This is a genomic window from Aequorivita sp. CRS11 (assembly GCF_059693805.1).
Genome location: NZ_JCATIG010000002.1, coordinates 389,322 through 414,820, shown reverse-complemented (window position 1 = coordinate 414,820; position 25,499 = coordinate 389,322). Strand labels below are relative to the sequence as shown.

Below are 25,499 nucleotides of genomic sequence, written 5' to 3'. Positions count from 1 at the left end.
TCTACAATACGCATTGTGATGAACTGGACCTCTGAAAACTTTAAGCCCAAACTCGAAAACCTGACGCCCGAAGTTCGCGAAAAAGCATTGGAGATTGCTCACGAATTGATTGAAAAAGGCGGCATTTCAGAAAAAAAAGCAATTTCCAAAGCCATTGTTAAAGCCGAAGAATGGTTCTATAACTTGAAAGGATGATTAATAAATTTTCAACTGATGACAAAAAAGAATAAACAATTAAGCCTGCAACAAAGCGAAGAAGTCCTCAAAATATTAAAAACTCGTTTTGAGAAAAATAAAAGTCGTCACGAGAATATTGAATGGGCAAAAGTGCAACAAAAACTGGAAGCCAATCCAGAAAAACTTTGGTCGCTGTGCCAAATGGAGGAAACGGATGGCGAGCCAGATGTTATTGACTTTGACCAAAAAAGCAATGAATATATTTTTTATGATTGTTGCACAGAAAGTCCAAAAGGGAGAAGAAGTCTTTGCTATGACCGGGAAGGGTTAGAATCGAGAAAGGAACATAAGCCGAAAAACACCGCAATCGATTTGGCCTCGGAAATGGGCATTGAGCTTTTAACGGAAGACCAATATCGGAAGCTTCAAAATTTAGGCGATTTCGATACGAAAACATCCAGTTGGTTAAAAACTCCAAAGAAAATACGGAAACTTGGCGGAGCCATTTTTGGAGATTATCGGTTTGGCACTGTATTTATTTACCACAATGGGGCACAATCATATTATGCAGGTCGTGGTTTTCGGGGAGCTTTACGCGTTTAACTTATAGCTTCTCGTGTTCCTCTAAATCTTTTCTCAAATCAAGTTTTCGAAGTTTAGGGAAAAAGAACCCGGTTCCCAAAACAGTTAATATTGTCATTCCGCCACCAAATACCACTGCGGTTACCGTACCCATCAGTTTGGCGGTGAGTCCGCTTTCAAAAGCACCCAATTCATTGGAAGAACCCACAAACATAGAATTCACCGAAGCCACACGCCCCCGCATAGCATCGGGAGTTCGCAATTGAAGAATTGTTTGTCTAATGATCATAGAAATTCCATCCGTTACACCACTTAGGAAAAGTGCAATTACTGAAACCCAAAACCAAGTGGAAAGCCCAAATACAATTATACAAACTCCAAAACCGAATATGGCTGCCAGTAACTTCATACCTGCATTTTTATTAAGTGGAAAATGGGCAGATGTAAACATGATAAGTAAAGCGCCCACAGCAGGTGCAGCTCGCAGTATTCCAAAACCTTCAGGCCCCACTTTTAAAATATCCTGTGCATAAATAGGCAGCAGTGCCACTGCTCCACCAAACAGTACGGCAAACATATCTAAAGTCAGGGCTCCTAAAATTACCCGTGTATTTCTTACGAATTTAATTCCCTCTTTTAAACTTTTCATAACAGGTTCGCCAATATTAGGGTTCAAAATTGGTTTCTTCGGTATTTGAAGTAATAGCATTAATGCCATCAAAGAAAACGCAAAAACAAAACACATGGACCAATGCACGCCAATCCAATGGATGAAAAACCCTCCGGCCGCAGGGCCTACCACGGCACCCATTTGCCAAACGGAGCTGCTCCACGTTGCTGCGTTGGGATATATTTTTTTTGGAACCAATAAAGAAAAAAGTGAAAAGATTGTTGGCCCAAGAAAGGCACGCACAATGCCGCCGAGAAAAACTAAAAAGTAAACTGAATAGAGAATTACACTCGTTGAAAGATCGGCCACAATTCGAGGCCAGGTCAATAAAAACAACCCAAGACTCACAACAGAAAAACCAAAAATGCATTTAATGAGCAAACCTCTTTTTTCACGCTGGTCAACCACATGCCCTGCAAAGAGCGCCATGGAAACTGCGGGTATAACCTCCATTAGGCCAATAATACCTAATGACAGTGGATCTTTGGTCAAACTGTAAACTTCCCATTCAATCACGACAAATTGCATAGTCCACGCAAACACCATCGCAAAACGAACCATTAAAAAAATATTGAATTCCCGAAATCGTAATGCAGCGTAGGGATCAGTTTTCTTCATCTAAAAGAAATGGAGTTTTTAAGAATGAAATACTTTCACGAAGAAACTACTCCGCTATTTCAAAAGTACTACACCAAACTGAATATGGCAATGGCATACAGATAAAACCGCACAAAACGAAGGAGGCCAAACAAAAGGTAATTTCTAAATTTATAGTGAATCATTCCAGCTGCCATACTTGTCATAGAATAAGGAATTGGTAATAATGCGCCCACAATAATTAAGAAACCGCCCCATTTGCGGATGTGTTTTAAATGTTTTTTCATCTTTCCCTCCATATATTCATAAACACGAGGAATAGTAAAAACCCATTTTCCAATAAAGTATGAAATGATACCACCAATGTACGATAGCGATGCCAATAGGGTCAAATACAGTAAAGGCTGTGGCATTTTATCGCTCCAGGCTATAAAAATTTCTGGCGGAACAAGCCCCAAAAGTGATTCTGAAGCAAGAAATACAAGCAGAATATTTATGGGAGCGTAGGTTTCTGTTATATATGTAAAAAGATTGCTGAAGTCAACCACATAGAGGTCTACTACTATTAATGCCGCTACTACCAAAAGAATCGGGATGATTGCTTTTTTAAGACTGTGCCCTACAAAAGAATAAAATCCTGTGTATTTATAGTATAGATGGGTACGCTTTAATTTATTTGTTTCGGTTTTTTTTATGGTATTCATTTCAATTTGGGATAATTCTTTGGAGTTTTAATAAAATATTCTTGAATATAAACAATTGCAGTTTCCTGAGGTGCAAATATATAGCTAAAGGCCCTACCCTGCAAGCATTTGGCAATTGTTTGGCGGTTAATGGAATGTTAAACATTTAGAATTCAATTCACTATAAATAACAACGTTAAAAGTTAATATTTCGTTAAATCATTACTTTGTATTACATAGTACTGTAACAATACTTCAATACTTGCGTCTTTTAGATATAACCCAATAAAAACTTTTTATTATGAGAACTTTAAACAGCAATCAGTTAACAGCAAAGATGAAAACTTCAAAAGGCTATTCCTGGAATTCAAAAAGAAGATTTCACTAAAAAAATTAAAACAATTAAAATTTTACAATCATGAGAACATTAGACAGTAACGAAAAACAGCACAGACCTTTAACTTCCAAATCACATTTATGGAATTCGAAAAGACGTTTTAAGTAACGTACTTCAAAAAACCAATAATATAATTAACTATGAAAACCTTACGAAACATTCAAAAGAGAATTAAATGCGGATCACAAAAGCAGCATACGTTGGACTATCTAAACGTCAACAAGCATTTGTTTGAAGATCCCACAATCAGAAAGACATGCAGATACATTTATTGAGACATATAAAATCAAAAACTGACTAAAGCTGGATTGAAGAAATTTAATTCAGCTTTTTTCTTTTCCCCTGTTTACATTGGATTTTGGAACAGGCTTTTTCTTTTCTGGCATGGGGCCTCTTAAATGAATAACCAGCCCATTCAAAAAATTCCGAAGAAATTGATCGCCGCATTCCATATATTTAGGATGGTTTTCATTTCTGAAAATGGCGCCCAATTCACTTTTTGTTACTGCAAAATCTACCAACGAACATATTTTTACTATATCCTCATCGCGCAGCTTGTGGGCTACGCGCAATTTTTTCATAATATCGTTGTTTGAAAGTGCCATTGTTCTTTAAGTTGAAATTATATTGCGAAGGTATCAAACTTAAACGGTAAACCTTAAATAGCTGTTATATTTTATTTAATATGTGTTAAATGGAAGGCGGGTTTTCTTCATTTAAAATATCTTTAAAAGAAAAACTATGAAAAGTTCTGAAAAAAACACAAACAAAAACAAAGACGAAAAACTTCCTTATAACCCAAATGTCACTGAACATGACAAGGATCTGCTGTCACAAAAAAATATTCACGGTGATGGTGGGGATGATCAGCAACTTCGGGATCGTGATAAGAAGGTAGATTTTGCAGGAAACGACTTAGACGTTCCTGGCCGTGAGCAAGCTAAAAAGACGAATGGCATTGGCTTTCGCGATGAGGAAAACAAACTTTTTAGTCAAGGCAGCGAAGACAACGAAAATCTGGAGCAGGATAAACCGCTATAATTTTAATTATTTTCCGGTAGGCACCATGTAAAGCGGGATTTTTGTATGTTCCAAAACACTGGAGGCTACGGTTCCAAGAAATATTTTTTCCAATGTTCCGTGGCTATGGGTTCCCATAACAATTACATCTGCTTTCCATTCTTCGGAATATTCTAAAATACTTTTTGCGGTATCACCTTCTGCTAAATGTGTGGTAATATCTTCCTTCCCTAAATGCGTTGCGGTTTTGTCAAGATAATCCTGTGCCACTTTTACAAATTCTTCCTGTATTCTGAAATCTACAGGAAAAGCATAGCCCTCGTAGCCCATAAAGGGTTCATATTGCATTCCGTAATAGCGTACATCGGCAAGCACGTGCAGCAAACAGATTTCAGCATCCATTAATTTTGCAAGTTCTTTTCCTTTATTAACAACTTTTTCAGAATTGGGATTATAGTCTAAGGTTATAAGTACTTTCTTCATCATTAAAATATTTACTATAAAGTTAAAGCAGATTGTGTGAAATCCTAAATCTTTAGGTAATTATTTATTAAGATAAAGTAGAACTATGTGTTTCCTTCAGTTTAAGAATGATATTTTGAAGTGGAAAACCCAAAAAACTTTATTGTTTTACCAAAATTGCTGTAGCCTTGTTGCCAGTAAGAAGATTCCATTCATATGAAGCAAGTAGATTGCCGATTTCGTCGTAAATATTAAGCTGTGCAGTATTTGGTCCGGAAGAGCCTTGGTTAAGTGCTTCAAAATCTATTTTATTAAATCCATCCTGCAAGGGTAAGTCAAAACCCCGAAAACTACCTTCCAGCCTTGCCTGTGGTATAGCTATTTCACCGTTCACATAAATACGTATCATATCGCCATCCACAAACTCGTGGTCTCGATACATAAAGGTAGCTTTTTTGGCAGTGGTTTTAAAATCGCCCAAATATTGGTCTTTTCCGTACTCGGGCTTTTCCTCTTTATCTTTTGTGAAGTATTTTGGAGCTTTGTTAGTCCCGGAATATTCAATCAAACCATCGCCGTTTTGCATATCTACCTGCTTTTCTTTTTCTTTTCCTATATCAGAATTATCAGGGCTGTTCGGATTTTTTGTATTGGAAAGTGAAGGCGCCTTAACTGATGGAATTTCAAAACCTGTAGGACTGTTTAAATTTGTATCCGTAGCATCAAAACGTGCCGAACTATTGGGAAGATCTATTTGGGCAAAAGAAGTCCAACCCATCAAAATAGATGTGAAAAAAAAGATTTTTTTTACCATAACACTAAGCTTTGAATGTTGTAAACAATAATTGCACCAAAAATAGTATTCCCCTGGGCATAATTGGTTCAAAGTTTAAAATTTATTTTTTCTGGTTTTTTCGTTTTCCTCTCCAAATAAAGAATAACAAAATGGCACAGAGCGGAAGTACTATATATATAATTACATCGGCCGGATTTGATAAGTCTATTGGTTTTTCACTTGGTTTTGGAACTTCTGTGGGTTTTTGGGCATGCAGTATAGTACCCCAAAAAAATAGACCTGCTAAAAGAGTTTTTTTAAGTGTCATAGAAATTTTCTTTTAAAATATGTAAAAAAAAATTCATAGAGAAATTTTAACAACTTCTGTTAACTATTTGGAAATTACCCTAAAATGTCTTACTATGCCGTGTTATTATTAAAAACAGAGAGAATATATGAGACAACTTAAAATCACGAAGCAGGTAACCAACCGAGAAACCAAATCTTTAAACAGTTATTTACAGGACGTTAGTAAAATAGATTTAATAACAGCTGAAGAGGAAGTAGAGTTGGCACAGCGCATTCGTGAAGGAGATCAGGCTGCTTTAAACAAATTGAGCAGAGCAAATTTAAGATTTGTGATTTCCGTGGCGAAACAATACCAAAACCAAGGTCTTAGTCTTCCTGACCTTATTAATGAAGGAAATGTAGGCTTAGTAAAAGCCGCTAAAAGGTTTGATGAAACCCGCGGTTTTAAATTTATATCTTACGCCGTTTGGTGGATTCGCCAGGCTATTTTGCAAGCTATTGCAGAACAATCACGTGTTGTTCGTTTACCGTTAAATAAAATTGGCGATATCAATAAAATAAAAAAGGCTTCTATTCACTTAGAGCAAAAATTTCAGCGTATACCCACTGCAGCCGAAATAGCCAAAGAACTTGATTTCAGTGAATCAAAAGTGAAAAGCTCACTTAAAAATTCCACACGAAGTCTTTCAATGGATGCTCCTTTTCAAGAAGGTGAAAACGACAACAACTTATACGATGTACTTAGCTCTGGCGAAAGCCCAAACCCAGATAAAAGTTTGTTGCACGAGTCACTTCGCATAGAGATAAACCGTGCACTGGACACACTAGCACCAAGGGAAGCAGATGTGGTAAAACTAAATTTTGGGCTCTGCGGACAACCACCGATGACTTTACAGGAAATTGGCGATACTTTTGATTTGAGTCGCGAGCGCGTTCGGCAAATACGTGAAAAAGCAATAAGAAGATTACGACAGACTTCAAAGAGCCATATCTTGAAAAAGTATTTAGGCTAAACATAAATGTTAAAAATATTGGTACTACCAATATTTTATGAAATTCTTAGGAACGAGTTTTATTTCTGCGGTTATCTTTATAAGACTAACCATCAAAACCAATGACCACAGAAATAATACTCGTTTTTTCTATTCTGTTAGTTACCATTATTCTCTTTGCTTTTGAAGTTTTTTCAGTAGACAAGATTGCGATGTTTGTTATTGCTTCTCTTGCGCTAACAGGTTTGGTAAAACCAGAAGAAGCTATTTCTGGTTTTTCGAATACTGCTACTATTACTGTTCTTTCCTTGATGATTATTGCTCTAGCGCTGGAAGACAATGGCGTTATAGCTTCACTGGCACGTTTTCTAAAAAACCTTCACGTGCTTCCACTCTTTCTTTTGTTGCCCGTTTTTATGTTTATTACGGGTGGAATTTCAGCCTTTATAAACACTACGGCGGTAGTTATTGTTTTCATTAAAATTATTTCAGAATTGGCTAAGCGGTTTAACGTACCGCAATCAAAATTACTCCTTCCCATTTCCTTTGCAGGTATTTTAGGAGGTAGCTGTACGTTAATGGGAACTTCAACCAACCTTATAGTAAATTCCGTTGCACGCGATTTGGGAGCGGAAAAATTTAGCTTTTTTGAGTTTTCATTCTTTGGATTAATATTTCTGCTCGTCGGGATAATTGTAGTTACCATAGCGTCACGATGGCTACCGAAAGATTCAAAAGAGAATTTACGCGATATTTATGATCTGGAAAATTATGTGACCACGGTTGTAATCAACAAAAATTCAAATTTAATAGATAAAAAAATTGAGGATACTTTTCTATTTGCCAATCCTGAAATTTCCATCCTCAAACTTACCCGGCGCAAACAGATCACCAACGCCCCTGGGCGCTACATTACTTTAAAAGCAAATGACAAACTTTTGCTTATGTGCGACTTGGAGAATTTGGCCAAACTAAACGAAGCCGAAGGCTTAAGCGTCCATAAAACACAGGAAAAGGACAAAAAGAGACAAACGATAGAAAGTGAGGATGAAGCCGAAAACATAAAAAAACAAGACGGCCTTGGATTTGTGGAACTGCTAATCTTGCCAGGTTCTATTTTGATTGGAAAAACATTAAAACAGCTCAGAAAACAGACTTTTCAAAGTGCGTTGCCTATTGCTATTAAAAAACGTAGAAATATACGTAATACCAAAGAGCGTTTGGTGAGAAAGGATATTGAACAAATAACTTTAAAACCTGGGGATAGATTGTTGGTGGAAATTCCAAAAAACGAAATAAACCAACTCTATGAAATGGAGAATGTGGCAATTCTTAGAGAACATAAAACCAAACCATCTGTAAATAACAAAAAGCGAATGCTATCATTCGCCATTTTGGTTCTTGTTGTGGGTTTGGCAGCAAGTGGTATTTTATCAATTTTAGTAAGTGCGATTACAGGTGTAAGTCTATTACTATTAACCAGGTGTCTTGACCTTAACGACGTGTATCACCGAGTTAACTGGCAAGTAATTTTTTTATTGGCCGGAATGATACCTTTGGGCATTGCCATGAACAACACGGGGGCAGATAAATGGATTTCTGACCATTTATTGGATATTCTTAGCGGCCAGTCCAATATTGTAATTATTGGTCTTATATTTTTAATAACAATGCTAATGAGTAGTGTGGTAAGCAACAATGCAACTGCAATTATTATGACACCAATAGCAATAGCCGTGGCGGCAGGTCTCGATCTAACGATGAAACCATTTATTCTGGCAGTTTTATTTGGCGCCAATTTTAGTTTTTTTACCCCTATGGGCTACCAAACCAATACCCTTATTTATGGAATGGGTATTTATAAATTCAAACATTTTTTTATAATTGGAGGCTTACTTTCCCTAATTTTATGGGTTTTAGGTACATTTATGCTTTCAACACTTTTTTAAATATATATTATGTCACAAAAATTTTCAATAAATGATTCAATTTCTAATCTATGGGATAAGCTTGATGGATGGCTTGACGCCATAATCCTTAAACTTCCCAACTTTGCCGTTGCCATTTTGGTAATGGTAGCTTTCTACTTTATAGCCAAAGGCATGCGGAAGTTTTCATATAGAGTACTATTCCGTAAGATTACGGAAGAATCCATAAAACAGATGCTTTCGCGCATTATGTACGGAATCGTTTTAATTATTGGTTTCTTTATAGCCCTTGGTGTAATGCAACTGGATAAAGTACTTACCTCAGTCTTAGCTGGGGCGGGTGTAGTAGGTCTTGCAATAGGTTTGGCCCTACAAGGTACTTTGAGCAATACATTTTCTGGATTGATGCTTTCCTTTTTGCCAAAAGTGCGCATTGGAGATTTTATTGAGGCCCAAGACAAGAGTGGCTATGTAGATGAAATAAATCTTCGGAATATTACGCTTCGGCAAACGGACAATGAATATGTAATTATACCCAATTCAATTTTCATAGAAAACCCCTTTACCAATTATTCTTTATCAAACCGATCGCGAATAGATGTAAGCTGTGGCGTGGGCTATGAAAGCAACCTTCAAAAAGTGGAAGACTTGGTAAACAAAATTATTACTGAAAATTTTGAGCAAAAGGAAAACGAGGGCGTAGAGTTCTTTTTTACCGAATTTGGCGATAGCTCGATCAATTTTGTTACCCGATTTTGGATATCCAGTACAAAGCCCAAGCCAAAACTGGAAGCAAAGCACAAAGCAATTAAGCTAATCAAAAAGAATTTTGATGAAGCTGGAATCAACATTCCGTTCCCTATCCGTACGTTGGATTTTGGAAAAAATAAATTGCAAATGGCGCCAAATAAAGATGAATAGTTTCCTTTTTATAAACATAATTTGATAAAATGTATCTACTATGAAAAAATTGCTAAGAATATTGCTCGCCGGTTGGGGTGCCAAGAAGATAGGCGGAGGCAAGTGCGGCTGCATAGGCACCATCGTTGTCTTTCTGATCCTTTACTGGTTGTTGGGCTTCGTTTTTGATGTTTTCTGATCATCCCAATCGTCCCCGTACTTAAGTACCGGTAAATTTTCCTATTAAGAAACGCTCCTGGAAATGGGAGCGTTTTTGGTATTTCGACATTTCCTTCGCTAAAAAAGAACGTACCGCAAGTCTGGGGAATTTTGGGAGATAACCAGGGACGTTTTCGTTCCCGCCCAAGGTTCTATAAAATATTACGCTATTTTCTATAGAATATTGCGCTATTTTTTTATAAATATTGCGCTATAATTTTCAAAATATTGCGCTATATTTATTCAATCAATAACTACAAAGCAATATCAATATGGCTATCGGGTACCGCATTGTTCGCAGGAAGAATCCTCAGAATTCCGCAGAAACGCAATATATTATGCAGCATATTTCCAAAGGAATTGTTGACATAGACCAGATGGCAGATAACCAAGGAAAGCGCCTTTTCCGAAGCCGATGTAATTGGCGTGGTAACGGCACTATCCAGCAAACTCCAGCAGCATCTGGAACGGGGCAATAGTGTGGATATAGGCCCTCTGGGAAGGTATAAAATTGGGTTCTGCGCCAAACCCCTTCCCGGGCCAATCGCCACCAGCGCCCCAAAGGCAGAAAGGTTCTACATAAACTTCCAGCCCGGCAGCCGAATAAAAAGATGGTTGAAAACGGGGCTGACACTTAAATTGGAGAAATAGTCGATACGCTAGAAGGCAATTATTCCAGTCTTTTGTGGAGTGTCTTTTAACAAAACAATAGCATCCATTAACTAATTTTTTTGAGGAGTGTACGGTTATATTTGCACTACAAACCTTTAAAAACTTAGTATTATGAAAAAAGCTATTGCACTAACCATGCTGGCAACAGCAATTTTTGCTACCTCCTGTGTATCAAAAAAGAAGTATGTAGAATTGGAGAACCAGTATAACGACACGCGTTCTACCCTAGCAAAGACCCAGCTTGAAAAAGAAGAAATTGAAGCCAAATACGCCAAGATTGAAGAGCGCGTAGCCAGTTACAATTCAAAAATCCAGTCATTGACCGATAGTAACAACAACCGCCTACAGCAAATTGAAGGCGTTGTGGTTTCAGAAAATGATAAGGAAAACATGAGAAAAGCCCTTGCCAACGTAGATCCCCAAGAACTGGCACAGGCAAAGACTCTTAAGGATTCTATGAATCTAATCGTTTCACATAATCTTAAAAAGAACCTTGACAACAGTTTAGCCGGTGAAGGCGAAGAGGATGATATCAAAATTGATATTGATGAAACTGTGGTAATGATTACCATCTCGGACAAGTTGTTGTTCAATTCAGGAAGTGCCCGTGTTAACAAAAAAGCAAATCCATTATTGGAGCGTCTTGCGAATGTAATTAACAGTGAGCCTGCCCTTGAAGTTATGGTTGAAGGCCATACCGATAGCCAGACAGTGAAGCCTGGAGCTTACATTAAAGACAACTGGGAGTTGAGCGTGGACCGCTCCACTGCTGTTATCCGCATATTGCAGGATGATTATGGTGTTGCTCCTGAAAAATTGATTGCTGCTGGACGTAGTAGTTTTCATCCTTTAACTGAAAATGAAACCAAGGAAGGCCGTGCTACTAACAGAAGAACGCGAATTGTAATTTTACCGAATCTTGATAAATTTTTGGCTCTACTTTCCGCCAATTAATCATTAAAAATAAACTATTTTGAAAAGAGCAATCTGTTAAACAGGCTGCTCTTTTTTTTTGGAATAAGGAAAATAAATATGCAAGCACTAACAAATAAAAAAAAGGCATATCTTTAATTAAAAATCAATGCCTCCCGAAGCAATGGAAAAGAAACTACTTTCTGACTTTTGTGAACTATATCTTTATGACACCTACTCCCTGCTCCGTGTTTTTGAAAACCAGCATGTAGACCTAAAGAGAAATGATTGGATTAGAGCTAACTATAAAGAACATTTTGGCAACAAACCATTTGTTGTGATAGCCGATAGAAGGTACCGACATACCATTGATCTTGATATCTATAAAAACGGAAAGATGAAGAACAAAAAGGGAATGGCTATTGTCTCCACTTTGGAAGAAGAAAGGGAAAGAGCTCTTGTAGAACAAAAACTCTTCCCTCATAGTTTTGCTTTTTTTGATAATTTGGAAAACGCTCGCGCCTGGGCCGAATCATTTTCTTTCAAGTAAACTATTTTGAAGGAGGCATTGAGGGCCTAACCTCAATTTTACTTGGCAGTGTGCGCGAATTCATTTTTATTAAATCTACTATCAATTTACCAACATCCTCAATCTGAATTTTCCAGGCATCATCGGCATCTGGCTCATTTCCGTTAAAATGTGTTGAAACCGAACCAGGCATAATTGTACTCACTTTTACACCCTGGTCACGCAAATCCAGCATTACGGCTTGTGTAAAACCTGTCAAGCCAAATTTACTTGCGTTGTAAGCACTTCCACCTTTAAAAAAATTAGTCCCCGCCAAACTTGAGATAGTTATAAAATATCCTTTATTTTTTTTTAATTGCTCCACACTCGCTTTCAAGGAATAGAATGGACCCGAAAGATTAGTGTCAATAGTCTCCTCCCACTGCTCAATAGAAATATCTTCAACAGAGCCAAAATGTCCAAGCCCAGCATTTGCAATAACAATATCAATACCGCCAAATTGGATCAAGGTTTCTTTAACCGCCTTTTGCTGACTTTCATAATTGCGAACGTCAGCTTCCAGCCCTATGGCCTGTGCCCTATCGTTTCCGTTTGAGTTTAATCGTTTCGCGGCTTCTTCGGCAGTTTTTTTTGTTCTTCCCGTAATGGCAACGTTGATGCCTTCCTTAAGCAACGCTTCTGCAATTCCGTAACCTATTCCTTTAGTACCGCCAGTAATAAGTGCGGATTTGTTTCCTAAATCATTCATTGTTTTTCGTTTTTCCCAAAGTTACCAATTGCGAAATGGAATGTTATTAAATTCTGCTTAAATTTGAAAGATGAAGTTGTTGCCAATAGTATTTTTCATCTTTCTGTTCTTTGGTTTTTCTTCTGATGAAAAACTTCAGGAACCTTTGGTAAACCTTAAAGAGCTTTCAACAGAATTCGTTTACGAAATACGCTACGCTACCCCAAATAATTTTATAGGCGAAACGCTCTACGATTGTGCTGAATGTTTGCTACGTCCCGAAGTAGCGGAAGCGTTACTGGAAGCCAATCAATATTTTTGCGAGAGAGGTTACCGCATAAAAATTTACGATTGCTACCGCCCGCTGGACGTACAGAAAAAAATGTGGGCAAAAGTGCCTCGACCAACTTACGTGGGTAACCCATACGGGAATGGGTCTATCCATAACAAAGGTGCTGCGGTTGATATTACTTTGGAAACATTGGAAGGCTGCTATGTAGAAATGGGCAGCGACTATGATTATTTTGGAAGGGAGGCACATATTGACAATTATAATCTTTCAAAAGAAATACTTGCCAACCGAAAGCTGCTTTTTGAAGGAATGCGGAAGTTTGGCTTCAATACCATCCGCACGGAATGGTGGCACTTTAGCTATAAAAGAAACTGGAGTTACAAAACATTGAACATTCCCCTGCCCTGCGACTAATAATTATTATTTATTAGGAAGTTCTTTTTCTGCATTTCCACTTATTTTAAAAGGAATTTCAGGTGTGTTCTTATATAGTTTTAGTTCAACTACATCAGAAGGTAAATTGAAATCTGCATTGGCCAATGCTTCTTTTACCTCTTTTATTATCAAGCCTCGAAGTACCCGCGAAGCCCTTCTGTAATCAACGGTATCTACCCAAAAGAAAACTTTGAGGTTTACGGTACTTGCTGCAAGTTCGTCTTCAATCACAAAATTTTCATGAGTTTCATCACGAATTATCTCTTTGTTTTTATCCAAAACCTGCTGAATTACTCTCTTTGCTGCTTCAATATTATCTTCATAACCAATTCCAACGGTAAAATCGACTCTAAAAAAACCATCGGCGGTATAATTTTCAACAGGTTTGGTCAGCACGTCACTATTGGGGATATAAATATCGCGGCCATCAAAGGTTTTTATGTGTGAATCCCGAAAACTCAATTCTTTCACCCTTCCAAAAATATCATCCACCTTTATGGTGTCGTTAATATTAAAAGGTCTGTTAAAGGCCAAAATAATTCCGGCTAGAAAATTCTTTCCAATATCCTGAAATGCAAAACCCAAAATAATAGCACCGCCACCTACTGCCGTTAACAGTCCTGTAGCGATACCGTCCAATCCTGCTACCTGCAACGCTAACATAATTGAAATAATGATTAAAATAATTTTTACTGCCTGTGCCAGAAAGCGCGACATTAAAGGGTCTTCAGATTTTTGCTGGAAACGTCTTTTATAGAAATTTGTAAGTAATTGCGCCAGCAATACTCCTAAAATCACCACCAATACTCCCAATGCAATCCGAGGAAGGATTTTTAGAAATTCTTCGTAATAATTGTGCAATGAATTTTGGATTGTGTCGCCGGGAGATTGTAAAAGTGGGAGCATCTATTTTTCTTTTAAAGATAACAATTCTTCTCCAAATAAATCTTGACTTAAAATAATCTTAAAGTATAGTGGAACGAGCTGCAACATGTATCTTTGCAAAAAAAATAAAACCTGTGGAGCTTTCAGTAAAATCATTTAAATTAATTAGCACTTTAGAGGCTATATCATTTTTGGTTCTTTTGGGAATTGCAATGCCCTTAAAATACATTTGGCATATGCCACAAATGGTGCAAATAGTAGGAATGGCGCACGGCGTGCTATTTGTGCTTTATGTTGGCGGTGCTCTTTATATGTATAAAAAGTTGAAGTGGTCCATTACAGATTTATTTATTGTGGTAATGTGTTCAGTACTGCCTTTCGGCCCTTTTTATGTAGAACGTAAATATTTATAATGAACAGGGAAACAATTCAGAATTATAGTTGTCTTTTTCAGAATTACCTCGTTAGTGAAGGTATGACAGTTGAATGGGCTATTTTTTTGAATGTGCTTTTAAACTGTATTATCGTTTTAACAATAGTATTGATTCTTGATGTTATTTTCAGAAAATTTATTATTGAAACTTTCAAGGCTTTTAGCAACAAGACAAAAACCACCTTTGACGATTATTTGGTAAAAAGTAATTTTCCAAGATTCATCGCACATACTTTACCATTGGCAATAATTTGGTATCTCATCCCTATTATTTTTATTGAATCGCCGTTTATGACCAACCTGTTGTTGATAGCATCTCAGGTCTATCTGGTTATTCTTTGTGTATATATTTTCAGAAGTATTTTACGCACTACGCGAAATTACTTAGAAGAAAATGAGCATTACCGAGACAAGCCCACGGAAAGCTATGTTCAGGTATTGATGATTTTTGCTTGGGGAATTGGGATCTTTTGGATTATCCAGCTTCTTACTGGGTTTTCAGTTGTTAGTCTTACCACTTTAGGTGCGGCTTCAGCTGTAATTCTTTTAATTTTTAAAGATACCATTTTAGGCTTTGTTGCAAGTATTCAGGTTTCCGTAAATGATATTGTTCGTATTGGAGATTGGATTACATTCAGCAAATTTGGAGCAGATGGGTATGTAACCGAAATAAATCTTGCAACCGTTCGCGTACAAAATTGGGACAATACCTATACCACCATTCCCACCTACAGTTTAATTGCCGATTCATTCCAAAATTGGCGCGGAATGCAGGAAAGCGATGGCAGGAGAATAAAGCGTTCCATATTTATTAAACAATCTTCCATAAAATTTCTTTCGGTGGAAGATGTGCAGCGATTGAAAAAGATTCAATTGATCAAGCCTTATTTGGAACATCGTCAAAAAGATGTTGACAAATACAATGAAAAAAACGAAATTGATAAAGAGCTGTTAATAAACGGCAGAAACCAAACAAACCTAGGAGTATTCCGATATTATGCCGATGCGCTTTTAAATGAAAACTCTGCGATCAATAAAGATCTTTTTTTAATGGTGCGCCATTTGGCCCCTACGGATAAAGGAATACCTATTGAAATATTTTGCTTCAGCAAAGACAAGCGTTGGGTAAATTATGAACACATACAGGCCGATATTTTTGACCATCTGCTGGCCGCCATTCCTTATTTCGACCTTGAAATTTTTGAACTGCCAACGGGCAAGGACATTTCTTCCACCATCAATAAGGCATCTTTTGAAAATTAAAAGTATCTTTAATTCAAAAACCTTTTGGATTTAAAAAACTTTAAGACCTACCTGTACATTTTTGGAATGCTGGCTGTTGCCTTAACCATTTTTCCCTTCGTGGCAGTGGATTATTGGTGGATTCGCATATTCGATTTTCCACATATACAGCTTACTATCCTAACATTTGTAGCACTTGTGGTTTTCTTTATGAGGTTTGACTTGAAGCGGCTAAACGATTATCTATTTGTAACCGTTATGGCTGTCTGCCTCATTATTCAAGTTTGGAAAATAATACCCTATACGCCTTTGGCAGATAAAGACATTAACGACAGCCAAGAAAAAAAATCTGGAACTAGTATTTCATTGTACGCTGCCAATGTGCTTCAATCCAACAAAAAACCTGAACTTTTAATCTCGGATTTCAAAAAAATGGATCCAGATATAATGTTACTTGTAGAAACCAATAAGAGATGGAGGGATTATATTATTGAAAATTTACCCGAAACATATAAATATAAAGTTGAGGTACCTCAAGACAATACCTATGGTATGCTATTGTATTCAAAATATAAATTGATTAATCCACAAGTAAAATTTTTGGTAGATAAAGATATCCCTTCAATTCATACAAAGCTTTTGCTAACTAGCAATGATACTGTTCAACTTTACAGCATCCATCCTACCCCGCCAATGCCCCAGCACAACTCCCGCTCAACAGACAGGGATTCTGAAATGATGAAAATTGCAAATTTAAGCAGAACATCTACTTACCCCGTAATTGTTTTAGGTGACTTTAATGATGTCGCTTGGTCCAATACCACATCTTTGTTCCAGAATGTAGGCGAATTGTTGGATATCCGCAAAGGCAGGGGGATATACAATACATACAACGCCAAAAGTTTTTTAATGCGCTGGCCATTGGACCATATATTTGTATCAGCAGAATTTAGACTTATTGCTATAAAACTTGGACAAGATATCAATTCAGATCATTTGCCCACTTATGCAAAACTCAGCTTTGAGCCTTTAAAAGCAGCCGAGCAACAACCCGAAAAACCTTCTGAAAGACAATTGAAAAATGCAAAAGAGCAGGCAGAGCGGGTTCAGCTTTAAATTTCAAAATATTAAAATAAAGTGTCTGGTTTGTCCATATTGGGTGTATGAAGGTTAGTTCCAAACCGCTCATTCGCCTTTTTAATAAAATGTGCCGAAAGCAAGGGTGAAGCCTTTTCAATATTTTGGTGCACAAAAAAGTAAATGTTTTGCAACCCTTGCTCAATCCAGGTTTCCAGGCGGTCAATCCAATCATCAAGCCGAGTATAATCGCTTTCGTGGTTAGCGCCATTATAACGAATAAACGCTGTGGGCGTGGTAAGCCGCATGTGTAGCAAATCGCGCCTTCCTGCAGTATCAACAATAGCGTTAGTGATGTTGTGTTTTTCTAAAATATTATAGAGTTCTTCGGCTACATCTTCATCGTTAAACCAATCAGTGTGCCTAAACTCTATCGCTGGTTTTATATCTTTTGGTAGCATTTTGAAAAACGGTTCCAATCTATCCATATTTTTTGGTCCGAAATTATCAGGGAGTTGCACAAAAGGCATTTCAAGTTTTTCTTTCAAATTTGAAGAATTCAGAATGTATTCATTCAAAGTTTCCTCACAATCCTGAAGTCTTTTCCAATGTGAAACTCCTTGGAAAAATTTGGGAAAAAACCTGAAATCATCCGGTGTTTTTTCATACCAACCCGCAAAAGTATCTGCCGGAAAAATTCTGTAAAAGGTAGCATTCAGCTCAATACTGTTAAACTGGGTTGAATAATAAGCAAGCTCGTCTTTTGTACCTCGAGGATAAAAGCCCTTTAAATCTGCCTTGTTCCATTTTGCACAACCTACATATAAATTTGGAGGGCTGGATTTTTTATGCTTAGTAAGAACTTTTTTAGTTCCCGGATGGTCTTTTGGCAAGGTAAAGTCTATATTTTCAGGGTCGTCAACTTTTCCGAATTTCATGATTTTCAGTTTTCAGTAAAGATACTTTTAAAATCAAATTTCAAAAAAATATTAACCTGTAACTTTTTATAAAGCTGTTAGTCTTATATTTACTGAAACTTAAAAAATCATTTATGAAAATCATTAAAACACTTACCATTGCCTTTTTAATAACCGCCATGGTTCCTGTATCTGCGCAAACTGCCGACGAAATAATCAATAACTATTTCGAAAATACCGGTGGAAAAGCGGCTTGGGAAAATTTAAAAAGCTCAAAAATGACGGCAACCGCCCAAGCACAGGGAATGGAAATTCCAGTAGAGGTTTATCAAACCAAGGATGGCAAACAATTAATAAAAATTAATTTTCAAGGTCAAGATATAACGCAATTAGCCTTTGATGGCGAAACCATGTGGAGCACTAATTTTATGACCATGCAGCCTGAAAAAAGTGATGCCGAAGCTACTGCCAACATGAAAAAACAATCAAAAGATTTCCCCTCACCTTTTTTAAATTATAAAGAGAAAGGCTTTACGGCTGAGCTGATGGGTAAAGAAACAAAAGATGGTACCGAAACTTATAAAATAAAACTTACTCAGTCCCCTATTATGGTTGACGGTGTTGAGCAGCAAAATATAAGCTATCACTATTTTGACACTGAAACCTTTGTGCCGATTGTGGTTGAAAATGAAATCTTTCAAGGCCCCATGAAAGGCCAAATGAATGTAAGCACCATGAGCGATTATCAAGAAGTTGATGGTTTATATTTTCCATTTTCGCTTAGCATGGGTGGACAGGCAATTCAACTAAAGGAAATTATTATAAATCCTGAAATTGATGATGCAATGTTTGTATTTCCTGCTACAACAACAGAAGCTGTTAAAAAAGAATAAAAATTCTTTCTTATTAAAAATCCCTGCTAGTCGGGGATTTTTTTTTCCGCATTTTTAAAAACTAAAACTCTCTAAAATGAAATATTTCATCTTTACGTTTCTCCTGATACTTTCAGGTTTAATAGCCCCAGCACAAGAAACAGCTTTAAAAGGAAAAGAGCTTTTCGGCAATATGAAGGCTAGGCATATTGGTCCTGCACTTATGAGTGGTCGTATAAACGATCTTGAAAATCATCCTACCAACGCACGTATTCTTTATGCCGGTGCCGCAGGTGGTGGAGTTTGGAAATCTAGTGATGGTGGCGCAACCTTCGCCCCAATTTTTGATGAACACGCCCAATCCATAGGGATCATTACTTTAGATCCCAAAAACCCTGACGAAGTTATTTGGGTTGGCACAGGTGAAACATGGACACGAAACTCAGTTTCAGTTGGTAACGGTCTCTATAAATCTACCGATGGAGGAAATAATTGGAAGAAAGTTCCAGGGTTTGAAAACTCAGAACGGATTGCTTCCATCGTTATAAATCCAAACAATACAGATGAAGTTTACGTAGGCGTATTAGGCGCACTTTGGAGTGATAGTGAAGATCGGGGTGTTTACAAAACAACTGACGGCGGAAAAACGTGGAATAAAGTTTTATACGTAGGGCCTTCAACTGGTGTTTCAGATATTTTGATGGACTCTAAAAATCCAAATGTACTCTTTGCTTCCATGTGGCAATTCAGAAGAACTGCTTGGGGCTTCAATTCTGGAGGGGAGAATAGTGCTATTTACAAATCAATAGATGGCGGAAAAACCTGGAACAAATTAACGAAAGACCTTCCTTCAGGTAAACTAGGAAGAATAGGAATTGCAATGGCTCCAAGCGATAGTAAAATAATCTATGCTGTTATTGAAACGGGCAAAAAAGAAACAAATGGTCTTTGGAGATCAAATGATAGCGGCAATTCGTGGGAACATTTAAATAATGATTTTGGGCTTACCGTTCGTCCTTTTTACTTTTCACGTATCACGGTAGATCCTAAAAACCCAGATATCATATTGAAAGGTGGTTTAACAGGCTCCATAAGTCGAGATGGTGGCAAGACCTTTAAAAATCTTGGAAATATGCACAGCGACATCCACGATGTGGTTTTCGATATAAATAACAGTGATATTATTTATTCAGGAACAGATGGCGGAGTTTATCGCTCTTGGAATGGTGGCTCTACTTTTGAAATTGTGGAGAATCTTCCACTTTCGCAGTTTTATCATATAAGCGTTGATGATGCCGAACCCTACAATGTTTATGGAGGCCTGCAGGACAATGGCTCTTGGTATGGCCCCTCCTCTGCTCCTGGGGGTGTTTCCGCAAGACACTGGAACAGTATTGGTTACGGTGATGGTTTTAGGGTTTTAAAACACCCTGCAAAAAATATTATTTATTCCGAAATGCAGGGCGCAGCAAACGTTTGGCGTTATGATGTTGATAGAAATAGAACTACCACTGTGCAACCGCAACCTAAAAAAGGAGATCCAGAGCTTCGTTTTAATTGGAATGCGCCTATGGCCGTGAGCAATTTTGCTCCGGACAGGTTTTATATGGGAAGCCAGTTTTTGCACCGTTCCGAAGATATGGGCGATAGTTGGACCATCATTTCACCAGATTTAACTACAAATGATAAATTCAAGCAAGACCAAGCAAATTCTGGCGGACTTTCCGTTGATAATAGTGGTGCGGAAAAGCACACCACAATTTTCACAATTGCAGAATCTCCACTGGACCAAAATATAATTTGGGTTGGTACTGATGACGGAAACGTACAGCTCACAAAAGATGGTGGAAAAACGTGGACAAACCTTACCGATAATCTAGTAGGTATTCCCAAAAACACTTGGGTTTATCATATAGAAGCTAGCGTTCACGGAAAAGGAACTGCTTATGTTGTTTTTGAAGGTCATAACACGGGTGATATGAAACCCTACGCACTAAAAACCACCGATTATGGCAAAACTTGGAAATCAATTATTTCAGAAGATATTGATTCAAAAGCTTTCGTAAGAAATATTCAAGAGGATTATGTGAACGAAGATTTGCTTTTTCTTGGAACTGAGTTTGGTCTTTATGTAACAATTGACGGCGGAAAAAACTGGTCGCAATTTACAAATAATATGCCCCCTGTAGCAGTTCATTTTACTGATCTTCAAAAAAGAACGAATGATTTGGTGATGGGTACACACGGTCGCGGTGTTATTATTATTGACAATATCAGCCCCCTCCGCGAATTAAGTTCTGAAATATTAAATAAGGATGTTCACTTCTTTAAAACTGAACCTTTCTCAATGACAGAAGATAGCGGTTTCAGTGGAAATTTTGGAACTGAAACCCAATTTGTAGGTGAAAATAAAAACACCAATGCCAAAATTGTATATTACTTGAAAAAGCGTCATACGTTTGGAAAAATGGAGATGGAAGTTCAAGATATGGAAGGCAATAAAATAACGACACTCAATCCAGGAAAATCAAAAGGAATTAATATTGTAAGTTGGGATTTTAGTACGGCGGCTCCAAAAATGGCTCAAGCCAAAACCCTCGCTTTCAGTGGTTTTACTGCTCCAAGAGTACCTGCAGGAAAATATAAAATAGTGCTGACAAAAGGAAAGGAAACCTACACCCATAATATTGAAGTGAAGTACGATGAAAAGTCAGTCACCACTTTAGAACAACGAAAAGAGCAAGAAACGCTCACTGATGAATTGTTCAATATGGTAGAGGATTTGGCGTATATGGTTTATGAAATCACCGAAACACAAACAAAAGCTACTGAAGTTATTGAGAATAATCCAAAAGGAAAGAAAGAAGCCCAAAAATTATTTGATGCTTTGGAAATCCTTCGGAAAGACTTGGTTATTACCACAGGCGATAATTACGTTGCTTCCGCTGAACCGGAATTGCGAGAAAAGATGGGCGATCTTTACAGCAATGTGGCTTCAAATTTTAATAAGGTTTCTGGAGCTTCAAAAGCAAATTACGAATTGATTTCCGAAGAATTCTCAAAAGCAAAGCAGCGGTACGAAGCTATAATGGAAAAGGAAGGAAAGAAATTCTATTCATTTTTGGAAAAAAACAATATTCCAAAAACTGAAATTCAAAGTAAAGAAGAATTTTTGAAGAAAGGATAATTTGCTTCCAGACCTAACAGGTCTTTGGGACCTGTTAGGTTTTTTTTATTTCCTATTTATTAATAAATACCGTTTTACGATTCACAAATTCCCTAATACCATCTTCACTGAGCTCGCGGCCATAACCGCTTTGCTTAATCCCGCCAAAAGGTAGGCGTGGATCGCTTTTTACCAATTCATTTATAAAAACCGCGCCTTCATCAAAACGAAAAGCCAGCTTTTCAATTTCTTCAATCTTTTTTGTGAAAATAGAAACGCCCAACCCAAATTTTGAATTATTTGAAAGTTCAATTGCTTCTTCCACTGTCTTAAATGTTGTGACAGAAAGTGCCGGCCCGAAGGTTTCTTCATTAAATACGGCCATAATATCAGCAACGTTTGTTAAAATGGTAGGTTCAAAATAGGCACCTTGCCGCTTTCCTCCTATTTCCAACTTAGCGCCCGCCTTCACGGAAGCGTTTACTTGTTTTTCCAAATCCTTTGCTAAATCTGTGCGTGCCAGCGGGCCAATAAAAGTCTCGACATCCATCGGGTCGCCGCTTTTAAGCTCTCGTACTTTTACAAGCATTTTTTCAACAAATTCTTCAGCAATTGTTTCATCGATAAGCAAACGTTTTCCCGCTATACAGCTCTGTCCCGTGTTTTGAAATCGTGCTTGCACACAGGTATCAATAGTTTTTTGCATATCGCAATCTTTCATCACAACCAAGGCATTGTTTCCGCCCAGTTCCAAAACTGTTTTCTTAATATTCCTACCCGCAATGGAAGCTACCGAAGAACCCGCTGGACCGCTTCCGGTAAGTGTTACCGCTTTTATTTTTTTGTTTTCAATAATTTTTTCGACAGCATCACTTCCAACTAATAAAGTGGTAAAACAATTATCCGGAAACCCCGCTCTTTTGAATACTTTTTCAATATTTAAAGCACTTCCAAAAACATTTGAAGCGTGTTTCAAAACACCAATATTCCCTGCCATCAAAGCGGGGGCAGCAAATCTAAAAACCTGCCAAAATGGATAGTTCCAAGGCATAATTGCAAGTATAACGCCCAACGGTTCAAAGCTTATATAACTTTTGTGTGCATCGGTATTAATCACTTCATTTTGAAGTTGTTTTTCGGCATTTTCTGCATAATACTCACACACCCAGGCACACTTTTCAATTTCTGCAATAGCTTGCGAAATAGGCTTTCCCATTTCCAAGGTCATTGTTTCGGCATACTCTTTTTTATTTTTTCTTAATTCTGAAGCGGCTGCCAACATCAGTTTCTTTCGATGGGCAAAGGAAGTTTCACGCCAATTGTAAAATCGCTTATCAGCCAAATCAATTATTACGGAAATTTCTTTTAGTGTCTGATTTTTATAGGAATTTAATTCTTGACCAGTATATGGATTGATGGAAGTAGTTGTCGCCATTGTTTTTCTTTTAAAAGTATTGAAAACATTGGGAACCTTGCTACCGATTAAGAGGATTTTAACTCCAGATTTGTTAAAAATAAACCCTTTAAATACTCGTTACCTTTTAAGTATTGTAATACATTTGCGTAACTAAATATTTTATCAATTTCAAAAAGATTCCCGCCCTTGCGGATATAGTTATGAAAAATACAGCACTCTCTAACATACACGAAAAATTAGGCGCTAAGATGGTACCATTTGCGGGTTATAATATGCCCGTTTCTTATGAAGGCGTTAATGCCGAACACGAAACCGTACGTAATAACTTGGGCGTTTTTGATGTTTCACATATGGGTGAATTTTTAATTACTGGACCCAAAGCGTTAGATTTAATCCAAAAGGTATGCAGTAATGATGTGTCCAGAATAGTGGACGAACAAGCACAGTACAATTGTCTTCCCAATGAAACAGGCGGTATCGTGGACGATTTAATCGTTTATAAATTTGAGGATGGAAAATATTTATTGGTGGTGAACGCCTCAAACATTGACAAAGATTGGGACTGGATTTCAAAACACAACACAATGGGCGCTGAAATGCGCAATCTTTCAGATGATTATTCACTATTGGCCATTCAAGGTCCAAAAGCTGTGGAAGCTATGCAATCATTGACATCTGAAGATTTAAGCGCTATAAAATTTTATCATTTTAAAGTAGCTGATTTTGCGGGAATTGAGCACGTTATTATCAGCGCAACTGGTTATACCGGAAGTGGCGGTTTTGAGATTTACTGCAAAAACAGTGAAGTAGAACAGGTTTGGAACCAAGTGATGGAAGCCGGAAAAGATTACGGCATTAAACCGATTGGTTTGGCCGCCCGCGATACACTTAGGTTGGAAATGGGTTTCTGTCTTTACGGAAATGACATAAACGATACTACTTCGCCATTGGAAGCTGGTTTGGGCTGGATTACGAAATTCACAAAAGACTTTATCAATTCTGAAAACCTAAAAAAACAGAAAGAAGAAGGCGTTAAAAGAAAACTTATAGGTTTTGAATTGAACGAACGCGGTATTCCGCGCCATGATTACGAGATTGTTGATAAAGACGGAAAAAATATTGGGATCGTAACCAGTGGCACGATGGCGCCTTCCTTAAATAAAGGCATCGGGATGGGGTATGTTACAACTGAAAATAGTGCTCTTGGTACCGAAATTTTTATTCAAATTAGAAACAAACCAGTTGCAGCAACAGTTGTGAAAACACCATTTTATAAAGGTTAATGTTGGATTATCAAGCCATTTTAGAAGAAATACACACGTCCCTTAAAAAAATCGAAAATACGGGAGAAGTTGCAAGTTATATTCCAGAATTGGCGAATGTTCCAAAGAATAAACTCGGAATTCATCTGCAATTAATTACTGGCGAAAACTATTCCGTTGGTAATGCTTCCGAAAAATTCTCCATTCAAAGTATTTCAAAAGTACTTTCGCTTGCCAAAGCTTTTCAATTGGTAGGAAATGATTTGTGGGAACGGGTGGATGTGGAACCTTCCGGTAACCCATTCAACCATCTTTCACTTTTGGAACTTGAAGATGGAATTCCCAGAAATCCGTTAATCAACTCGGGAGCTATTGTAATTGCTGATGTTTTACTTTCACACTTAAAAAATCCGAAAGAAGATTTTTTAAACTTTGTGCGTGAATTGACGCATGACGAAGGTATTTCATATAATGAAAAAGTTGCCGAATCTGAACGGATAACCGGCTTCAATAATTACGCAGCAGCCAATCTTTTAAAATCTTATGGTAATTTAAACAACAAGGTTGAAGATGTTTTGGATTTTTATTTCCACCAATGTTCCATAATGATGGATTGTAGACAACTTACAAATGCTTTTTTCGTTTTTGCAAATAAAGGAAAGTGTTTGAAAGAAGTTCAGCATTTAACTTCCAGCCAGGTAAAACGCATCAACGCAATTATGCTGACCTGTGGGTTTTATGATGAAGCAGGAGAGTTTGCCTTTGAGGTAGGGTTGCCGGGTAAAAGTGGCGTAGGTGGAGGAATTGTAGCGCTATTGCCGCATTGTTTCACCATTGCAACTTGGGCACCGGCATTGAACCCGAAAGGCAATTCGTATTTAGGAATGCAGGCTTTGGAGCAGTTTACCACAAAAACCAAACTGTCTATTTTTTAACCGAAGAAAGAATTT

At 37.4% G+C, this 25,499-nt stretch carries 29 protein-coding genes; 19 read left to right on the top strand and 10 right to left on the bottom strand.

Features of this window, described 5'->3' with window-relative positions; genetic code table 11:
• Positions 1-18 precede the first annotated feature (18 nt).
• Positions 19-195, top strand: coding sequence for a hypothetical protein (locus AC58DT_RS05090; protein WP_497215755.1), 177 nt, complete (start codon positions 19-21; stop codon positions 193-195).
• Between the two features lie 18 nt (positions 196-213).
• Positions 214-780 carry a DUF4256 domain-containing protein gene (locus AC58DT_RS05085; RefSeq protein ID WP_497215754.1) on the top strand — a complete coding sequence of 189 codons (567 nt, stop codon included), beginning with the start codon at positions 214-216 and terminating at the stop codon, positions 778-780.
• Between the two features lies 1 nt (position 781).
• On the opposite strand, the gene AC58DT_RS05080 is transcribed toward AC58DT_RS05085, so the two are convergent.
• The 3 genes from AC58DT_RS05080 to AC58DT_RS05070 all read right to left on the bottom strand — a co-directional run bounded on the left by AC58DT_RS05080 (position 782) and on the right by AC58DT_RS05070 (position 3,711).
• Entirely contained in the window at positions 782-2,047 is a 1,266-nt protein-coding gene (locus AC58DT_RS05080; protein ID WP_497215753.1) for an MFS transporter, read from the bottom strand.
• Between the two features lie 68 nt (positions 2,048-2,115).
• A complete protein-coding gene (locus tag AC58DT_RS05075) occupies positions 2,116-2,730 on the bottom strand; it encodes a YqaA family protein (protein ID WP_497215752.1) in 615 nt (204 codons plus the stop codon).
• 699 nt (positions 2,731-3,429) lie between these two features.
• The gene (locus AC58DT_RS05070) at positions 3,430-3,711 is read right to left on the bottom strand and encodes a DUF1456 family protein (protein WP_497215751.1); all 282 of its coding nucleotides are present in this window, start codon (positions 3,709-3,711) and stop codon (positions 3,430-3,432) included.
• A gap of 136 nt (positions 3,712-3,847) precedes the next feature.
• Here AC58DT_RS05070 and AC58DT_RS05065 point away from each other — a divergent pair, with 136 nt between their 5' ends.
• Entirely contained in the window at positions 3,848-4,147 is a 300-nt protein-coding gene (locus AC58DT_RS05065; RefSeq protein ID WP_497215750.1) for a hypothetical protein, read from the top strand.
• Positions 4,148-4,153: 6 nt separating this feature from the next.
• Here the strand turns inward: AC58DT_RS05065 and AC58DT_RS05060 are convergent, their stop codons facing one another.
• The 3 genes from AC58DT_RS05060 to AC58DT_RS05050 all read right to left on the bottom strand — a co-directional run bounded on the left by AC58DT_RS05060 (position 4,154) and on the right by AC58DT_RS05050 (position 5,691).
• Entirely contained in the window at positions 4,154-4,609 is a 456-nt protein-coding gene (locus tag AC58DT_RS05060; RefSeq protein WP_497215749.1) for a universal stress protein, read from the bottom strand.
• A gap of 139 nt (positions 4,610-4,748) precedes the next feature.
• Entirely contained in the window at positions 4,749-5,402 is a 654-nt protein-coding gene (locus AC58DT_RS05055; RefSeq protein ID WP_497215748.1) for a hypothetical protein, read from the bottom strand.
• 82 nt (positions 5,403-5,484) lie between these two features.
• On the bottom strand, positions 5,485-5,691 hold the full coding sequence (locus AC58DT_RS05050; protein WP_497215746.1) for an adenylosuccinate synthetase: 207 nt from the start codon (positions 5,689-5,691) through the stop codon (positions 5,485-5,487).
• Between the two features lie 127 nt (positions 5,692-5,818).
• Between AC58DT_RS05050 and AC58DT_RS05045 the strand changes: the two genes are divergently transcribed.
• The 8 genes from AC58DT_RS05045 (at position 5,819) to AC58DT_RS05010 (ending at position 11,845) form a co-directional block, all read left to right on the top strand.
• On the top strand, positions 5,819-6,685 hold the full coding sequence (locus AC58DT_RS05045; protein WP_068760299.1) for a sigma-70 family RNA polymerase sigma factor: 867 nt from the start codon (positions 5,819-5,821) through the stop codon (positions 6,683-6,685).
• 101 nt (positions 6,686-6,786) lie between these two features.
• Complete coding sequence (locus AC58DT_RS05040) at positions 6,787-8,613, top strand: sodium:proton antiporter (RefSeq protein WP_497215744.1); 1,827 nt, start codon at positions 6,787-6,789, stop codon at positions 8,611-8,613.
• Positions 8,614-8,622: 9 nt separating this feature from the next.
• Positions 8,623-9,513 (top strand): mechanosensitive ion channel family protein, encoded by an 891-nt coding sequence (locus tag AC58DT_RS05035; RefSeq protein WP_497215743.1) that lies wholly within the window; start codon positions 8,623-8,625, stop codon positions 9,511-9,513.
• A 40-nt stretch (positions 9,514-9,553) separates the two neighbouring features.
• Positions 9,554-9,691: a hypothetical protein gene (locus AC58DT_RS05030; protein ID WP_045080956.1), complete on the top strand. Its 138-nt coding sequence runs from the start codon at positions 9,554-9,556 to the stop codon at positions 9,689-9,691.
• A 292-nt stretch (positions 9,692-9,983) separates the two neighbouring features.
• Entirely contained in the window at positions 9,984-10,190 is a 207-nt protein-coding gene (locus AC58DT_RS05025) for a hypothetical protein (RefSeq protein WP_497215742.1), read from the top strand.
• Entirely contained in the window at positions 10,138-10,362 is a 225-nt protein-coding gene (locus AC58DT_RS05020) for an HU family DNA-binding protein (RefSeq protein WP_497215741.1), read from the top strand. Before AC58DT_RS05025 ends, AC58DT_RS05020 begins: the two co-directional genes overlap by 53 nt.
• 132 nt (positions 10,363-10,494) lie before the next feature.
• Positions 10,495-11,337: an OmpA/MotB family protein gene (locus tag AC58DT_RS05015; protein ID WP_497215740.1), complete on the top strand. Its 843-nt coding sequence runs from the start codon at positions 10,495-10,497 to the stop codon at positions 11,335-11,337.
• A 142-nt stretch (positions 11,338-11,479) separates the two neighbouring features.
• Positions 11,480-11,845 (top strand): hypothetical protein, encoded by a 366-nt coding sequence (locus tag AC58DT_RS05010; RefSeq protein ID WP_497215738.1) that lies wholly within the window; start codon positions 11,480-11,482, stop codon positions 11,843-11,845.
• A gap of 1 nt (position 11,846) precedes the next feature.
• Here AC58DT_RS05010 and AC58DT_RS05005 read toward each other — a convergent pair whose 3' ends face one another.
• Positions 11,847-12,572: an SDR family oxidoreductase gene (locus tag AC58DT_RS05005; protein WP_497215737.1), complete on the bottom strand. Its 726-nt coding sequence runs from the start codon at positions 12,570-12,572 to the stop codon at positions 11,847-11,849.
• Positions 12,573-12,642: 70 nt separating this feature from the next.
• On the opposite strand from AC58DT_RS05005, the gene AC58DT_RS05000 reads away from it, so the two are divergent.
• On the top strand, positions 12,643-13,257 hold the full coding sequence (locus tag AC58DT_RS05000) for a M15 family metallopeptidase (RefSeq protein ID WP_497215736.1): 615 nt from the start codon (positions 12,643-12,645) through the stop codon (positions 13,255-13,257).
• Between the two features lie 6 nt (positions 13,258-13,263).
• Here AC58DT_RS05000 and AC58DT_RS04995 read toward each other — a convergent pair whose 3' ends face one another.
• On the bottom strand, positions 13,264-14,184 hold the full coding sequence (locus tag AC58DT_RS04995) for a mechanosensitive ion channel family protein (RefSeq protein WP_497215735.1): 921 nt from the start codon (positions 14,182-14,184) through the stop codon (positions 13,264-13,266).
• Between the two features lie 113 nt (positions 14,185-14,297).
• Here AC58DT_RS04995 and AC58DT_RS04990 point away from each other — a divergent pair, with 113 nt between their 5' ends.
• From AC58DT_RS04990 to AC58DT_RS04980, 3 genes are read left to right on the top strand one after another with little or no spacing between them, the layout of a single operon-like run.
• On the top strand, positions 14,298-14,576 hold the full coding sequence (locus AC58DT_RS04990) for a DUF3817 domain-containing protein (RefSeq protein ID WP_497215734.1): 279 nt from the start codon (positions 14,298-14,300) through the stop codon (positions 14,574-14,576).
• Positions 14,576-15,859: a mechanosensitive ion channel family protein gene (locus AC58DT_RS04985; RefSeq protein ID WP_497215733.1), complete on the top strand. Its 1,284-nt coding sequence runs from the start codon at positions 14,576-14,578 to the stop codon at positions 15,857-15,859. The genes AC58DT_RS04990 and AC58DT_RS04985 overlap by 1 nt, the downstream gene beginning before the upstream one ends.
• Before the next feature lie 24 nt (positions 15,860-15,883).
• On the top strand, positions 15,884-16,954 hold the full coding sequence (locus AC58DT_RS04980; protein ID WP_497215732.1) for an endonuclease/exonuclease/phosphatase family protein: 1,071 nt from the start codon (positions 15,884-15,886) through the stop codon (positions 16,952-16,954).
• 11 nt (positions 16,955-16,965) lie between these two features.
• On the opposite strand, the gene AC58DT_RS04975 is transcribed toward AC58DT_RS04980, so the two are convergent.
• Positions 16,966-17,853 carry a DUF72 domain-containing protein gene (locus AC58DT_RS04975; protein ID WP_497215730.1) on the bottom strand — a complete coding sequence of 296 codons (888 nt, stop codon included), beginning with the start codon at positions 17,851-17,853 and terminating at the stop codon, positions 16,966-16,968.
• Between the two features lie 113 nt (positions 17,854-17,966).
• Here AC58DT_RS04975 and AC58DT_RS04970 point away from each other — a divergent pair, with 113 nt between their 5' ends.
• Both AC58DT_RS04970 and AC58DT_RS04965 read left to right on the top strand, forming a co-directional pair.
• Positions 17,967-18,725, top strand: coding sequence for an outer membrane lipoprotein-sorting protein (locus tag AC58DT_RS04970; protein ID WP_497215729.1), 759 nt, complete (start codon positions 17,967-17,969; stop codon positions 18,723-18,725).
• Between the two features lie 76 nt (positions 18,726-18,801).
• On the top strand, positions 18,802-21,891 hold the full coding sequence (locus AC58DT_RS04965; protein ID WP_497215728.1) for a WD40/YVTN/BNR-like repeat-containing protein: 3,090 nt from the start codon (positions 18,802-18,804) through the stop codon (positions 21,889-21,891).
• A 52-nt stretch (positions 21,892-21,943) separates the two neighbouring features.
• On the opposite strand, the gene AC58DT_RS04960 is transcribed toward AC58DT_RS04965, so the two are convergent.
• Positions 21,944-23,305 (bottom strand): NAD-dependent succinate-semialdehyde dehydrogenase, encoded by a 1,362-nt coding sequence (locus tag AC58DT_RS04960; protein ID WP_497215727.1) that lies wholly within the window; start codon positions 23,303-23,305, stop codon positions 21,944-21,946.
• A 182-nt stretch (positions 23,306-23,487) separates the two neighbouring features.
• Between AC58DT_RS04960 and gcvT the strand changes: the two genes are divergently transcribed.
• Positions 23,488-24,570 carry a glycine cleavage system aminomethyltransferase GcvT gene (gcvT, locus tag AC58DT_RS04955; RefSeq protein ID WP_497215726.1) on the top strand — a complete coding sequence of 361 codons (1,083 nt, stop codon included), beginning with the start codon at positions 23,488-23,490 and terminating at the stop codon, positions 24,568-24,570.
• Positions 24,570-25,484 carry a glutaminase gene (locus AC58DT_RS04950; protein WP_497215725.1) on the top strand — a complete coding sequence of 305 codons (915 nt, stop codon included), beginning with the start codon at positions 24,570-24,572 and terminating at the stop codon, positions 25,482-25,484. Before gcvT ends, AC58DT_RS04950 begins: the two co-directional genes overlap by 1 nt.
• Positions 25,485-25,499: the final 15 nt, after the last annotated feature.

Coding starts and splice junctions, on each gene's coding strand:
- AC58DT_RS05090 (WP_497215755.1), top strand. CDS start 19: ATGAACTGGACCTCTGAAAACTTTAAGCCCAAACTCGAAAACCTGACG.
- AC58DT_RS05085 (WP_497215754.1), top strand. CDS start 214: ATGACAAAAAAGAATAAACAATTAAGCCTGCAACAAAGCGAAGAAGTC.
- AC58DT_RS05080 (WP_497215753.1), bottom strand. CDS start 2,047: ATGAAGAAAACTGATCCCTACGCTGCATTACGATTTCGGGAATTCAAT.
- AC58DT_RS05075 (WP_497215752.1), bottom strand. CDS start 2,730: ATGAATACCATAAAAAAAACCGAAACAAATAAATTAAAGCGTACCCAT.
- AC58DT_RS05070 (WP_497215751.1), bottom strand. CDS start 3,711: ATGGCACTTTCAAACAACGATATTATGAAAAAATTGCGCGTAGCCCAC.
- AC58DT_RS05065 (WP_497215750.1), top strand. CDS start 3,848: ATGAAAAGTTCTGAAAAAAACACAAACAAAAACAAAGACGAAAAACTT.
- AC58DT_RS05060 (WP_497215749.1), bottom strand. CDS start 4,609: ATGAAGAAAGTACTTATAACCTTAGACTATAATCCCAATTCTGAAAAA.
- AC58DT_RS05055 (WP_497215748.1), bottom strand. CDS start 5,402: ATGGTAAAAAAAATCTTTTTTTTCACATCTATTTTGATGGGTTGGACT.
- AC58DT_RS05050 (WP_497215746.1), bottom strand. CDS start 5,691: ATGACACTTAAAAAAACTCTTTTAGCAGGTCTATTTTTTTGGGGTACT.
- AC58DT_RS05045 (WP_068760299.1), top strand. CDS start 5,819: ATGAGACAACTTAAAATCACGAAGCAGGTAACCAACCGAGAAACCAAA.
- AC58DT_RS05040 (WP_497215744.1), top strand. CDS start 6,787: ATGACCACAGAAATAATACTCGTTTTTTCTATTCTGTTAGTTACCATT.
- AC58DT_RS05035 (WP_497215743.1), top strand. CDS start 8,623: ATGTCACAAAAATTTTCAATAAATGATTCAATTTCTAATCTATGGGAT.
- AC58DT_RS05030 (WP_045080956.1), top strand. CDS start 9,554: ATGAAAAAATTGCTAAGAATATTGCTCGCCGGTTGGGGTGCCAAGAAG.
- AC58DT_RS05025 (WP_497215742.1), top strand. CDS start 9,984: ATGGCTATCGGGTACCGCATTGTTCGCAGGAAGAATCCTCAGAATTCC.
- AC58DT_RS05015 (WP_497215740.1), top strand. CDS start 10,495: ATGAAAAAAGCTATTGCACTAACCATGCTGGCAACAGCAATTTTTGCT.
- AC58DT_RS05010 (WP_497215738.1), top strand. CDS start 11,480: ATGGAAAAGAAACTACTTTCTGACTTTTGTGAACTATATCTTTATGAC.
- AC58DT_RS05005 (WP_497215737.1), bottom strand. CDS start 12,572: ATGAATGATTTAGGAAACAAATCCGCACTTATTACTGGCGGTACTAAA.
- AC58DT_RS05000 (WP_497215736.1), top strand. CDS start 12,643: ATGAAGTTGTTGCCAATAGTATTTTTCATCTTTCTGTTCTTTGGTTTT.
- AC58DT_RS04995 (WP_497215735.1), bottom strand. CDS start 14,184: ATGCTCCCACTTTTACAATCTCCCGGCGACACAATCCAAAATTCATTG.
- AC58DT_RS04985 (WP_497215733.1), top strand. CDS start 14,576: ATGAACAGGGAAACAATTCAGAATTATAGTTGTCTTTTTCAGAATTAC.
- AC58DT_RS04975 (WP_497215730.1), bottom strand. CDS start 17,853: ATGAAATTCGGAAAAGTTGACGACCCTGAAAATATAGACTTTACCTTG.
- AC58DT_RS04970 (WP_497215729.1), top strand. CDS start 17,967: ATGAAAATCATTAAAACACTTACCATTGCCTTTTTAATAACCGCCATG.
- AC58DT_RS04965 (WP_497215728.1), top strand. CDS start 18,802: ATGAAATATTTCATCTTTACGTTTCTCCTGATACTTTCAGGTTTAATA.
- AC58DT_RS04960 (WP_497215727.1), bottom strand. CDS start 23,305: ATGGCGACAACTACTTCCATCAATCCATATACTGGTCAAGAATTAAAT.
- gcvT (WP_497215726.1), top strand. CDS start 23,488: ATGAAAAATACAGCACTCTCTAACATACACGAAAAATTAGGCGCTAAG.
- AC58DT_RS04950 (WP_497215725.1), top strand. CDS start 24,570: ATGTTGGATTATCAAGCCATTTTAGAAGAAATACACACGTCCCTTAAA.